This is a genomic window from Mesorhizobium sp. B3-2-1, assembly GCF_006439515.1.
In the GTDB taxonomy this organism is placed as follows: Bacteria; Pseudomonadota; Alphaproteobacteria; order Rhizobiales; family Rhizobiaceae; genus Mesorhizobium.
Genome location: NZ_VFTI01000057.1, coordinates 1 through 10,929, shown reverse-complemented (window position 1 = coordinate 10,929; position 10,929 = coordinate 1). Strand labels below are relative to the sequence as shown.

The window sequence follows — 10,929 nt, the reverse complement described above, 5'->3', positions numbered from 1 at the left end:
TGGACGACGCCGAGCCCGACGTGCTGGCCTACATGACCTTCCCGAAGGAACATCGCGCCAAGCTCCACTCGACGAATCCGATCGAGCGCCTGGCGAGATCAAGCGGCGCACCGAGGTCGTCGGAATCTTCCCGAACGACGATGCGATCGTGCGCCTCGTCGGCGCAATCCTGCTCGAACAGAACGATGAATGGGCAGTGCAGAGGGCCAGATATATGACTCTGGAAACGATCAGCCAGATGAGCGATGATCCCCTGATCAGCCTGCCAGCCGTGGCGCGCTGATCAGCCCGGCCCATGCCGGAGAGCACGGCGACCAATGCCGCCAGCTACACCACCCAGAGGGACACGATCCCAGGCTGCCAACTGAAATAGCAGCGGAACGTTGATATAGGCCATTGGGCAGATGGCGGACGATATGGCCGAAGAACAGCGACACTACCAAGATCCGATCCAAGCGCAGCTGGGCGAACGGGTCACAAATCTCGGCCGCAGGCAGACCGATCTTGAAGCCGAGATGTGTTCTGGATTCCGGCAAATCGAACAGTCTTTCTCGTGGTTCACGAACGAGACGCGAAATTCGATTGCCGCCCTCGGCACCTCGATTTCCGAGCGTTGGCGTGATGGTGTCCGCGATCGTGGTTCTGGGCGGGTTAATCTATTGGCCGATCCGGGAATCGACCGACGACCTGAAGGCCTAGAAAATCGAGACCGCCGTCTTCGTCAAGGATGCTCTGGGCCTCGTCTCGGGTGAGGCCGAACTTGCGAGCATAGTAATCAGCTTCGGCCGTAAACTCGCGATCGGCGACAGGTTCGGTGACGCGTTTTTGCTTCTTTCCCGCGGCTCGAATCATAGCACAAACCGGGCAACCAACCTATTCGGAGTCGTTGACACTACGCTGGTTGATACCAGCACACTCCAGACTCGCCCACTGCCGAAAGGTGGCGGGCTTTTTTGTTGTCGCAGCGCTCCGCACGCGGACAGCTCAGTTTCGTATACCTGTCGCGACGGCCCATGCCGTCTCCGAGTTCGGTTTTCGAACCTCCGTCTCCCCGAACCCCACACCTTGCAGAGCAGCTGTGATCTCGTCCGGCTCACGTGGGGTGAAGATATCTGCTGGCATGTTCATCCGGTCCATATGCGCCTTGGGAAGGAAGCCCAAAACGATTCGCCCGCCGGGCCTAAGAACTCGTGCCAACTCAGCAGATCCGGCTTTCAGGCTTTGCCAGAAGTATACTGTGTGGACGCTGAGGACTTTGTCGAATGTCGCATCCGGCAAGGGCAGCTTTTCAACCGCCCCGACGTGAAACTCGGCTCGTCCGGCGCGCACCGCATCGGCAAACTGGCGAGCGGCAGCGCTCACCACATCGCGGGAGCGATCAACACCGCAGACGAATGACGCGCCACGGAGAAGGCGCTGCACTGCTGCGCCGCCGCCGAATCCGACTTCCAGCACTCGATCTTCCGGAACAATCTGTAATTGATCGAGAGCGAAGTTGTTCAGCCGGGCGTTGCCCCGGTTCATACCAGCTCGGACGAGCCAGCCGGCGATACCAGCCGGCCAGGAAAGCTGTTTTGCTATGAACCTTGGCGCCATCTTATTCCAACCCCTGCCGATCATAGGGCGGTTCGCCGGCTGTGAGCAGCCATTCTGTCGTTGAGCCGCTTCCTCCGGCCGGCGGGCTTGTTGCGTTCAGGAGCGTCTGACGACTTCGGGCTTCAGCCGCTCGTGCCTAGGCTGCTCGTGCCACATTACCTGGCGCAGGTCGCGCATGTCGGCCGGCTGGCCGCAGATCTTGCACTTATAGAAATGGCCGTCCTCATCGGAGGGCTCGCCGTCGTGCCGCTTGCCGGGAATCGGGAGGCCAAGGTCTGAAAGCTTCGTCATGGGGCCAGCAACATCCCGCCATGGTAAAAGTTCCCGGAATTATTGCGGTCCCTTTGCAGATGGGAGCGTGCCTTAGGTTGGCTTGTCCACCACCGGCTTCTTTCTCGTCGGCGGCTTGTAGGCGTTCACCAGCCTGACGACAGCGGCATCGACGGTGACGGGAATGCCCAGGTTCACCGTCACGCGGTTCTTGTCGAGTAGGTGGGTGACTTGCCAATCAGCTCGATGTGCTGGCCCTTCGTCACCTCTGTTGTTCGTCGACAATCGAAATGCGGCTGGCCGTAGGACGGGATTGAAGCGCTCACGCGGTCCTCGGTGACGCGCCGCCGAACAGTGGCGGTAATTGCGACCTCATCGCCGATGTTGATGACCTTCGACATGCCCATGAGTCTGGGGCGGGCAACAGCTTCGTCAAGCGGAGGCTAATATACGGGCCCGGAACCGAAACCGCAGATCGAGCTTATGATTCAATGAGCGCGCGTGGCATCGATTTCCTGCATGAATGGATCGCGAACAACATCCCCGAGACGGCGAAACCAGACGTCATCTGCGTGGATGAACTTACCGATAAGCTAATTGCGGATGCCAAGGCGATCGGCATCAAGCGGGTCGAGCTCGACGAGGAAGTGGACAGCCTCTACCGCACCATCATCGAAGCGATAGTGCATCACGAACATGGTCGGCCTGAATGACGGCGGCGGGGGGCCTTCGCGTCCTAGTTTCGATCATGTTCACAGACATGTTGAGGCTTTGGCCAAAAGGCGCGCGATCACGAACCGCTGCTGTTGAGCGTAGTGCCGACCGCCTTGAACTTGGCGTTGATTGAATTTCCGAGGGCGCCTGCTCCGGTGATGATGGCAAGCGCGATCCACTGCGGCATGAAGCGGCCGGCGACCCAATGGGTCAACCCGGGATCATTGGCAGGGTGAAGCACCTCCGGGGCGAGGAGGATTTGCGCCATGCCTCGCTTCAGGATTTCCGGAAAGAATGAGCAAGATCGGATCATCAGGCAGATGTGGGGTGGCCGGCGCCTCTCGTTGGGGAGAATTGCCTGAATTTGACGCCGGCCTGGCGAACCGAGGTCCGCCGCATATGCCAATCGGCTAATCTACCTCAAAAGGACATGGTGTGATCGCGGAAGCTACCCTCGGGTAGACTGGAAGCTGCGGACCGACAGGGCATCGCGGTAGCCGCGATTTAAGAGGAAGTCGGCAGCGTCTTCGAAGTGATCGCGGAGGCGATGCGGCACCGCGATGGCAGCATCGCCAGTGGATCTTGTAGCTTATGTCAAAATCGGCCGTGCGCGCTAGTAGTCCGTTTCGTGGCCGGTACGGCCGCCTGGCTTCGCCTCGGCAGATCGCTCGCCGCACGCCCTGTCAGCGCTGTCAGTTTGTGTTCGAAGGTCGCAGGGATGTTGGTCGTTCGCGCCTACATTCACCACGATGCCGGGCGGTTGGGCGGGCGCCAGGGTTGTTCCCCGAAATTGTTGAACACCTGCTATTCGCTGGCCGTCGCCCTCAATGTGTGTATTCCGGGTGTTCGGATTGAAAGGGTCGACGGTCTGCGAGAGGCTGTTCGTACGGTTCGCATCGCCGGCCGCCAATGTCACGGTGTCATAGTTGTTGAGATGGTCGGCGCCGCATCCGCTCAAAGCTAGGGCGATGCCGACGCATGTGGTGGGATAAAGCCGCATTGTCGACCCTCTAAACTGGGGACGGGCTGATGCCGGCGGCGTGCAGTTTCGCGCCAAGTTTCGCGCGAATAGCACACGCAGCTTTGTCACCGGCGACGCACTTGTTGTTGGTGTCCGACCAGTCCAGCAGAGCCGTGTTGATCCAGCTGCCAGGTGCGCGGGCTATCCCATAGGGTGTCGGAGGCGCGCCACTTGCAACGGCTGCTGCGGCGGCGGCTCCTTGACCGTGAGGCGCGCGTTTCCATCCGCTCAGGATGAGGCAGTTCTTCATGTACTGCTCTTCGGCAGCCAAGTTGCCGAGAGCGTTGCCAATTCCGGCACCCGCGACAAAGCCGGGTGATCCCATGGCAATATAGCCTTGGTCAGCCGAACCCTTTTGCAGTTCGCATTGGGCATGGGCGACATCGAAACTTGACCCATAGCCAATCTGCATGTAATCAGCTTGATTGCTCGTCTGACAGTCGCAAAGTGCTGCAATGACGCCCAGCGCCATCCACTCCTTGTTTTTCATCCTCTAGCCCCTCCCGAGGCCGAGAGGCAGCATCTATCACAGTCGACATGTCTGCAAGAGCCCAGAATTATTCTGGTAAAGTTCGGAATTGGAAATCTGCCGAAGCGAAAACTTGCTCGGAAGCACAAGATATACTGGATTATATAACAACGGACTTGTCCATTTACGTTTGTACCCGGACATTCGCTTGCGAACCCCTGCCGCAGCCGGTATCCAGTTGCGGAAGGGGGACGCCTGAGGCCTTGTAATGCTCCCGCCTGGTATGGGAGTGACTGTAATGGCGGCTTTCCGCTCACGGGGTGAAGTGTCGGCGTTCGACTGCAATATTATGCGCGAGGCCTTCCGGGTCTTGGTTCGTGAAGAACATATCGCTGAAGGCCAGTGGCAGGAATTCGCTGCTCAGCTATTTCGCGACTATACCGGCTACGAAGAGGTTGAGCCGCGCTTGCTGGAATGGATCACGCGGAAGTAGAGCCTTATCCACCGCTGGACACCGGGCGCTTTTGGCCATTAGGGTCCGGTGGGCCTCCGGTGCTCGACGCCATAGTTAGTTCATCATAATGGCGGTCGTTGGCCCTACAGGAAGTGATGTCCGCGCGGCCACATTTGTGTCGTCTGGCCATAGGACCGCCGCCGGAACATTGTCGAGAACCGTAAGTTCCTCCTGCCGGAGGACACCCGATGTCAGACCGATCAAAACAGCCGGACCTTAGTTCAACGCAGCCGGAGCTCAGTCCTGCCGAGGTCGAAGCCCTCGCACGCCAAATAGGGTGCTCGGAGGACCAGATTCGGCAGATCGTCTCGCTCGTCGGCTGGCTGGGCGCTTGACGACGGCGAGCAGGATGCCGGCGACATCCCGGAGGTATCAGCATATGGCGAATAGCAATCAGATCATTGCCAACGCCGTCACTGAGACCAAGGCGAAGGGCGCGCCGAAATCGAAGTGCTGGCTCGCCTCATTGCCGAGAAGATGCAGAGCATCCATGGCGATCAATACCGTGTCGAGATCGACCATTCTGTCGGAATGGTTTTGGTGAGGATGGGCTGAGCCGATGGAACTTTAGATCAAGGCCCGGCGGCTCCGGCTACCGGGCCTTTTCTGTACCTTGGGCGAAATCTCGTTACGAGGTGCCGCCTTGGACAACGACTCGATGATGGTGCCGGTGATGACGGGAGGTTTTGACGACGACGGTGGTGGAGTGGTGATGATGGCGTCTGCCGTGATCGTAGAATTCAACCCTGCCGTGGTGGCGGTGATGCATGCGGTGCCCATCGTTGATAACGATGGCGGTACCGTGATGATGATGCCTGTGATGCATCCTGACCACCACATCAGCTTCGGCAGCGGATGAGACAGCCGGAGCGGCGATGCAGAACGCCAGAGCGGCGAAGAGCACTGTTTTCATTGCGAAGATCCCTGTTTGGTTGAATTGCCCCTTCGCCCCGTTAACTCAACGCTGGCTTACTTTGTTCCGCAGTCGCGCCGGTGATTCAGGACATGGTGAATGTTTTGCAATCACAGAGTCAGCCAAGGGCCTGCTTATTGCACTGTCATGGTGACGGTGAGCTGCCGAGCCTGAACCCTCTCCAGGCATCGAACCGGGATATCGGGCCAAGTCGCCTTGGCGCATTCCGTGTCTGTGATGGCCACAGCGGGCTCACCTTGGACACTGGCCGCTTGCGTGGCCGTCGATCCCAAAAGGAATGTTTGCGTCAGGAGAGCCGAGAAGGCGGCGACTTGAAGCAGTATGGCGGCAAAGGCAATCTTCTTGAACATGCGAGAGAACGTTGTTGATGGCTGCCGGTTCCCTCAGGCGACGCCCTTGTCAATCATTCACCGATAGGAACATATTCCCCGTGCGGCGATTTCTTCCTTTCCGAGGCCGCACCATGTCCAAGACCATCGCCGACGCCATTCGCAGCCGTGAGACGTTCTACGTTACGTGCGGCCATCCCAATCATTCCACCCAGCTCGACCTGGAGGCGCTAGAGCGGGATGAGATTAGTTTCGGTCATATCTGGAGTTTTCGAAGTAGTGTGAGCATTCTGTCGGTGTGATGCGGTTGAGAATTTGGCCGATCGCGTCGCAAACGGTTTGGACGGTGCGGCTTGCTGCCTTTCTCAGCCAGTGCTTGAGTTTTGAAAAGAGCTGTTCGATCGGATTAAGATCGGGCGAGTATTTCGGCAGGAAGAAGAGCCTGGCGCCGGCAGCGAGGCGCAATGTGCCCTTGATCGGCGATGCCTTGGCAGCTGCTGAGGAAGCCGTGGCTGCGGCAGGCAACTCGTCGATGCTGTTCCCGACCTATGGCCGGCCTAAAGGCGCGTCCTCAGCTTCTGCTGCTCTTGAAAGCATGTACGGGCCTGTGTCACCGACCCGAAGGCAACTACACACTCGCTCCGGCATCTTATAAAAGACCGGCTACGTCTGGCAGGTGTGACCAAGTCGGACCAAGACATCGTGCTGGGTCACTCCTCGGGCAGCGTAGGCGAGGACTACGGTGGCGACGAGGCGCGGCTTGAGATGGCCAGACGAGCGCTGGAGAAGGCGTTGCCCTCTAGGGCGCCGGTTTAGCCAGAAACCGCAAAAAACCCATACCGTGCGTGCCGAGAGGATCGCGAGGTCCAATGGCGCTTCGTGAATTTGATCCGATTGGGTTCCATGGCGAAATGGGTGGGCAGTCTTCACCCAAGCTTTGAGTGAGTTCACCAACCGATCGATCATGTCTTCGGCGTTCGAGAGTCCGCCGTACCGCGCAACGAGGATAGCCGCATCGCCATCACCGTCGTCAAACGCACCGATACACAAATCAAGGGGTTCGTCGTGCTGCCAAGGCGTTGGGTCGTCGAAAGAAACTTCGGTTGGATTAATCGCGCCCGTCGCCTGGCGAAGGACTTCGAGGCGACCCTCGAGTCATCTCTCGCGTGGCTCCAGATCGCTCTCGCCTTCCTACTGATGCGAAGGCTGGCGAGAGGCGAGTGCCATGCCGCATGAATTTCGATTCAGGCTCTCAGACGTTGTGCTAACCTTCGGCCCTCCACTCGGATCTAGGGGAACAGGATGCGCATTAATCATCGCCCAATCCAGATACTCGTAGAGCCGAGCGATTATGTGCTGCGCAATATCGGCGACATGGCAATGCTCTATGCTGCCACGGAGCGGCTTGCGCGGCTGTGCGACAATTCGACGATCAACGTTCTGACTGACGATCCGGACGCGCTTCGCCGCTTCTGTCCCTTTGCCACCCCCCTGTCCGCCGAAGGGCGCGCCCTATGGCTCAAGCCTGATTTCAGGCCGGCCAAGTTGAAGCGGTTCGTGCCCAAGCACTGGCCCGATCGCATTCGCCGACACGCGCCGAGGCTTGTTTCTCTGTTCTGGCGCCTTAAGTTTAGGCATATGCCGGATGCACGCGCGGCACTTCTTCGCTTCACTGATGCTGTGGACAGGGCAGACCTTGTGCTTGTAAGTGGAATGGGCGGAATCACAGACGCTTTCCCAGAATATGCCCTGTCGGTACTCGAAACTCTGAATCTCGCGCTTGCAAGGAAAGGACGGCCGGTGGTCATGGTCGGCCAGGGGATGGGCCCGCTTGCCAATGCCGAACTGAGAGCGCGTGCATCGGCCATATTGCCAAGGCTCGACTTGATCGCGCTTCGCGAAACGCGAGCCGGGCTTCCTCTGCTCGCGGAGCTGGGTGTTTCCAAGGACAGGATCTGCGCAACCGGCGATGACGCCATCGAAATGGCGCATGAGATGCGAGTGGATGAGCTTGGCACCGGCATTGGCGTCAATCTACGTCTTTCCTCCTATTCAGGAGTATCAGCGGGTATTCTCGAAGGGCTGCGACATGTATTAGGCGCCACATCGGATTCGCTCGAGGCACCATTGATCGCCGTTCCAGTCTCATGGGTGCCTCGCGAAGCGGACATCGACGCAATTCGTGGACTGATGCCCACCGATGAGACCGAGTTGAACCGGGCACTCGCGATCCGCAGGCCGATCGACCTCATTCGGCAAATCCAGCGCTGTCGGGTCGTAGTCACTGGCAGCTACCATGCGGGCGTTTTCGCGTTGGCCAACGGTATCCCGACGATCGGGCTAGCCAGATCCGACTACTATGTCGACAAGTTCCTTGGCCTCGCCGATATGTTCGGCACGGGCTGCGAGATGGTGGCACTCGATCATCCGAACTCTGCCGAGAGGCTTCGATCGGCGCTCCGGCGCCTGTGGGAAGAGGCGCCCGCTATTCGCCCGGCGATATTGGCCAGGGCCGAAGCTCAAATCGCTGCCGGCCATACCGTTTACCGTCGCATTCGTGACGCGATCGGGGACCAAGGCTGAATCAGGGGCCGCCATGCTGGAATACAACAGTTGGTCGACAAGACTAAAAGCGCTCAGATGCAAGCTGTTCGGAAGGACCGACTTTGAGCGGTGGACCGATGCATCGGCATTCGAGGACTGGGAGGAAAGGACGAAAATCATTGCCCGGTTAGTGCCACCTGGGGCGAGGGTGATTGAGTTTGGCGTGGGAATGGGCAAGCTTCAACGTCATCTCGACCCAAGCTGCCAATACACCCCGTCCGACCTCGTGAGCCGCGGACCTGGCACGATCGTGCTGGACCTAAATCAACGACCCTTGCCTGATCTGACCGCCCATGCATTCGATCTCGCAATTTTTGCTGGGGTTCTCGAATACGTTCACGATCTACATTCCTTTGTAGAATGGCTGAGGCAGCAATCGCCGGCTTGTATCGCGTCATATGGTTGCGCGGCTCACCCCCGACATAGCCTGGCCAGGCTGCCGGAAACGTTCCGCCGCGCTGGCGCAGGCTGGACCAACACATTTACGGAAACAGAGCTGATCCGCCTCTTTGCCGACGCCGGATACGGGCTAGCGCACGCTGTCGACTGGCACACCACGGAAGGCGACGAGCGGATCTTTCACTTTCGAGACAATGACTGAACCCAGGCCGGTTCCTCCTCGCAGCTCCGGCAGGCATACTTCGGTCGGCGCGTGACGGGCAGATCTTGTCGGGAATGTCGATGACCTGCTCGATATGCGGCAGGTGCGCGGGCAGTGCGGGCACGAGCCTCGAGCTTGGCAGGATCGGCGGTGTCCTCCGCGGCGAAGCCCTCCGCCTCGACCTGCTCGGCCTCTTCCAGGCCCAGCAGCAACTGCTCGACGGGCAGGCTCTCTGCCCTGCGGCCGAAGCGGTGGCGCTGCAGTTCCTTGATGATCTGGCGCAGCCGCTCGTTCTCGGCGCGCTCCGCCGCGAGCATCGCCTGAAGCGCGATCGGATCGTTGGTCTGAGGCTCGGCCGCGTTGCTCATAAGGCCGATTCAATCATGCATTCCAATGCTTTGCCAGCGTCTCTGGCCGCCCATGGAATCAACTTGCCGCGACCGGGGAGCTGCGTCCACTTGCAGTCAGCGCCAGACAGGAGCCGCTGTTCGCGAGCCATCCGGTCCTCTTCACGCGATCTCTTATACCGTTCCTCCTGCTCAACCCGAAGCCGCTCCTCTTGTCGCTCCACGTGGTCCCTGAGCAAGCCGATGATGGCCGGAAGCTCAGTACCGTCGGCCCTTTCCTTCTCGTACAGCGCGAGGCACCCAGGGCGATGCTCCTCTTTTGGGTACGAGAAGTATTCCTCGTCCTCGAACGCTCTCAGGCGCTGGCTTACATCGGTTGCCGTAACCTGTGGCCCTGGCATCTCGTTGATGAAATCGCGCAGAGCCTCAACTGATATCCAACAACCCAAGGCAGATTTGAGAAGGACCTCGCGTTGCCCGTCCCACTTCCTCCAGATCGAATTGCCCCGGTCAACGCGCTGACGTGCTCCCTCCCCGCCAGAAATAGAAAGGCCCGCCGCCTTTGGGCAGCGGACCAGTCCAACAGATATGGGAACAGCATTTAGAGCGGGAGCAGCCTTTCGGGAACATTTAGCTATGTTGAATGTTCGATTGGTTATGACGAAGCTTTCGGAGCTTGGGGCACCGCCGAACCACCACTACGGGGGTGCGGCTTATCGGTCGGAGAATCTATACCAATGCCCAGTGTGTCGCCAGCCGGTGGACATGCGCGACCTCAGACAGCTCGTTTGGCACGACAACATGTTTCACGGCCCCTTGAAGCCGGAGATTGTTTGCACAGGCAATTCGCAAGGCTGAGCTACGCCGCACCGCGTGTCCGGGTTCGATGCCGACATTCTCCAAACGAAGACGCCGGATCCTGAATGGCGCGGTCTCGCTCAGAGCTTGGTCTACGAGTTTACCGAGCGCGAGCGAGTTGACGCTGCCTTGGTGGATTGGATCACTAGAAATGCGCTTCCAACCTCCCGCGCTGTCCGGCATCGTTTAGATGATCCGCTTTGTAAGCGCAGCAGCAATTGGGCCGACTTCTGCGATGACCTCCGCCATTGGGATGTGAGCCTCGCTTGCCAAACAGGCAAGACTGATACATGGGTTCCAACCCCGACCCCTTTGAGGTCCGGATGGTTGAGGCTGTTCGCGACGTAGCTATCGAACAGTTCGCGGGCACACACCGACATGAGTGGCCTCCATGCTTTCCCCTAAGCAATTATAGGCGTTTGCGCACCTCGATCAAACAGAATAGGCGTTTTCGCAATTCAAACTGAGACACTACCCGCCGGCCATCACCGCTCGGCTGCCAGCCAGAAGCCGCTCGCAATAAAGAGCAGCACCACAAATGCAAATAGAGTGGTTCGCATGCGACGCCCCAGTCTGCCGATCACCCGTGGCGCCCAGTGCGGAAGATCCGTCGACAGGCGTGGCCCGCGCCCCAGAAGGCGCGGGCCGGCCAAGCTGCCCGCGTGGCCAGCA

15 protein-coding genes and 3 pseudogenes are annotated in these 10,929 nt (G+C 59.2%); 8 read left to right on the top strand and 10 right to left on the bottom strand.

All coding sequences use genetic code 11. The annotated features are described in order from the left end of the window. A pseudogene (locus FJW08_RS31975) lies at window positions 1-283 on the top strand (transposase); the annotation flags it as partial. A 121-nt stretch (window positions 284-404) separates the two neighbouring features. Continuing rightward, window positions 405-752, top strand: a complete 348-nt coding sequence (locus tag FJW08_RS32625; RefSeq protein ID WP_181183112.1) for a hypothetical protein — start codon at window positions 405-407, stop codon at window positions 750-752. A 232-nt stretch (window positions 753-984) separates the two neighbouring features. On the opposite strand, the gene FJW08_RS31965 is transcribed toward FJW08_RS32625, so the two are convergent. The 3 genes from FJW08_RS31965 to FJW08_RS31955 all read right to left on the bottom strand — a co-directional run bounded on the left by FJW08_RS31965 (window position 985) and on the right by FJW08_RS31955 (window position 2,267). Next, entirely contained in the window at window positions 985-1,524 is a 540-nt protein-coding gene (locus tag FJW08_RS31965; RefSeq protein WP_181183111.1) for a class I SAM-dependent methyltransferase, read from the bottom strand. Between the two features lie 168 nt (window positions 1,525-1,692). After that, a complete protein-coding gene (locus FJW08_RS31960; RefSeq protein ID WP_140813727.1) occupies window positions 1,693-1,887 on the bottom strand; it encodes a hypothetical protein in 195 nt (64 codons plus the stop codon). 179 nt (window positions 1,888-2,066) lie between these two features. Next, complete coding sequence (locus FJW08_RS31955; protein ID WP_318013038.1) at window positions 2,067-2,267, bottom strand: hypothetical protein; 201 nt, start codon at window positions 2,265-2,267, stop codon at window positions 2,067-2,069. Between the two features lie 90 nt (window positions 2,268-2,357). Between FJW08_RS31955 and FJW08_RS31950 the strand changes: the two genes are divergently transcribed. Next, window positions 2,358-2,579 carry a DUF768 domain-containing protein gene (locus FJW08_RS31950; protein ID WP_140813726.1) on the top strand — a complete coding sequence of 74 codons (222 nt, stop codon included), beginning with the start codon at window positions 2,358-2,360 and terminating at the stop codon, window positions 2,577-2,579. Between the two features lie 77 nt (window positions 2,580-2,656). Here the strand turns inward: FJW08_RS31950 and FJW08_RS33195 are convergent, their stop codons facing one another. The 3 genes from FJW08_RS33195 to FJW08_RS31930 all read right to left on the bottom strand — a co-directional run bounded on the left by FJW08_RS33195 (window position 2,657) and on the right by FJW08_RS31930 (window position 4,091). Next, window positions 2,657-2,848, bottom strand: coding sequence for a hypothetical protein (locus FJW08_RS33195; RefSeq protein WP_224598513.1), 192 nt, complete (start codon window positions 2,846-2,848; stop codon window positions 2,657-2,659). 345 nt (window positions 2,849-3,193) lie between these two features. After that, window positions 3,194-3,580, bottom strand: a complete 387-nt coding sequence (locus FJW08_RS31935; protein ID WP_140813725.1) for a hypothetical protein — start codon at window positions 3,578-3,580, stop codon at window positions 3,194-3,196. A gap of 10 nt (window positions 3,581-3,590) precedes the next feature. Next, complete coding sequence (locus FJW08_RS31930; RefSeq protein WP_140813724.1) at window positions 3,591-4,091, bottom strand: hypothetical protein; 501 nt, start codon at window positions 4,089-4,091, stop codon at window positions 3,591-3,593. A 277-nt stretch (window positions 4,092-4,368) separates the two neighbouring features. Between FJW08_RS31930 and FJW08_RS31925 the strand changes: the two genes are divergently transcribed. Continuing rightward, a complete protein-coding gene (locus tag FJW08_RS31925; protein ID WP_140762657.1) occupies window positions 4,369-4,563 on the top strand; it encodes a hypothetical protein in 195 nt (64 codons plus the stop codon). A 414-nt stretch (window positions 4,564-4,977) separates the two neighbouring features. Here the strand turns inward: FJW08_RS31925 and FJW08_RS33335 are convergent, their stop codons facing one another. Continuing rightward, window positions 4,978-5,106, bottom strand: a complete 129-nt coding sequence (locus FJW08_RS33335) for a hypothetical protein (protein WP_263489405.1) — start codon at window positions 5,104-5,106, stop codon at window positions 4,978-4,980. 121 nt (window positions 5,107-5,227) lie between these two features. On the opposite strand from FJW08_RS33335, the gene FJW08_RS32620 reads away from it, so the two are divergent. Further along, window positions 5,228-5,443, top strand: coding sequence for a hypothetical protein (locus FJW08_RS32620; RefSeq protein WP_181183110.1), 216 nt, complete (start codon window positions 5,228-5,230; stop codon window positions 5,441-5,443). A gap of 650 nt (window positions 5,444-6,093) precedes the next feature. Here the strand turns inward: FJW08_RS32620 and FJW08_RS31910 are convergent. Next, window positions 6,094-6,372, bottom strand: a complete 279-nt coding sequence (locus FJW08_RS31910; RefSeq protein WP_181183109.1) for a transposase — start codon at window positions 6,370-6,372, stop codon at window positions 6,094-6,096. Between the two features lie 495 nt (window positions 6,373-6,867). Between FJW08_RS31910 and FJW08_RS31905 the strand changes: the two are divergent. The 3 genes and pseudogenes from FJW08_RS31905 to FJW08_RS32615 form a co-directional block, all read left to right on the top strand. After that, window positions 6,868-7,083 (top strand): annotated as a pseudogene (locus FJW08_RS31905) (transposase); the annotation flags it as partial. Window positions 7,084-7,149: 66 nt separating this feature from the next. Then, window positions 7,150-8,430 (top strand): polysaccharide pyruvyl transferase family protein, encoded by a 1,281-nt coding sequence (locus tag FJW08_RS31900; RefSeq protein WP_140762669.1) that lies wholly within the window; start codon window positions 7,150-7,152, stop codon window positions 8,428-8,430. A gap of 13 nt (window positions 8,431-8,443) precedes the next feature. Beyond that, on the top strand, window positions 8,444-9,052 hold the full coding sequence (locus tag FJW08_RS32615; RefSeq protein ID WP_140762672.1) for a methyltransferase domain-containing protein: 609 nt from the start codon (window positions 8,444-8,446) through the stop codon (window positions 9,050-9,052). Window positions 9,053-9,107: 55 nt separating this feature from the next. Here FJW08_RS32615 and FJW08_RS31895 read toward each other — a convergent pair. Next, window positions 9,108-9,420: pseudogene (locus tag FJW08_RS31895) on the bottom strand (transposase); the annotation flags it as partial. A gap of 1,322 nt (window positions 9,421-10,742) precedes the next feature. Next, window positions 10,743-10,929 (bottom strand): hypothetical protein (locus FJW08_RS32780; protein ID WP_210241234.1); only part of this gene is annotated, 187 nt, incomplete at its 5' end.

Excerpts from the sequence above, each read along its gene's own strand:
- FJW08_RS32625 (WP_181183112.1), top strand. The coding sequence starts at position 405 with ATGGCGGACGATATGGCCGAAGAACAGCGACACTACCAAGATCCGATC.
- FJW08_RS31965 (WP_181183111.1), bottom strand. The coding sequence starts at position 1,524 with ATGAACCGGGGCAACGCCCGGCTGAACAACTTCGCTCTCGATCAATTA.
- FJW08_RS31960 (WP_140813727.1), bottom strand. The coding sequence starts at position 1,887 with ATGACGAAGCTTTCAGACCTTGGCCTCCCGATTCCCGGCAAGCGGCAC.
- FJW08_RS31955 (WP_318013038.1), bottom strand. The coding sequence starts at position 2,267 with ATGTCGAAGGTCATCAACATCGGCGATGAGGTCGCAATTACCGCCACT.
- FJW08_RS31950 (WP_140813726.1), top strand. The coding sequence starts at position 2,358 with ATGAGCGCGCGTGGCATCGATTTCCTGCATGAATGGATCGCGAACAAC.
- FJW08_RS33195 (WP_224598513.1), bottom strand. The coding sequence starts at position 2,848 with ATGGCGCAAATCCTCCTCGCCCCGGAGGTGCTTCACCCTGCCAATGAT.
- FJW08_RS31935 (WP_140813725.1), bottom strand. The coding sequence starts at position 3,580 with ATGCGGCTTTATCCCACCACATGCGTCGGCATCGCCCTAGCTTTGAGC.
- FJW08_RS31930 (WP_140813724.1), bottom strand. The coding sequence starts at position 4,091 with ATGAAAAACAAGGAGTGGATGGCGCTGGGCGTCATTGCAGCACTTTGC.
- FJW08_RS31925 (WP_140762657.1), top strand. The coding sequence starts at position 4,369 with ATGGCGGCTTTCCGCTCACGGGGTGAAGTGTCGGCGTTCGACTGCAAT.
- FJW08_RS33335 (WP_263489405.1), bottom strand. The coding sequence starts at position 5,106 with ATGGTCGATCTCGACACGGTATTGATCGCCATGGATGCTCTGCATCTT.
- FJW08_RS31900 (WP_140762669.1), top strand. The coding sequence starts at position 7,150 with ATGCGCATTAATCATCGCCCAATCCAGATACTCGTAGAGCCGAGCGAT.
- FJW08_RS32615 (WP_140762672.1), top strand. The coding sequence starts at position 8,444 with ATGCTGGAATACAACAGTTGGTCGACAAGACTAAAAGCGCTCAGATGC.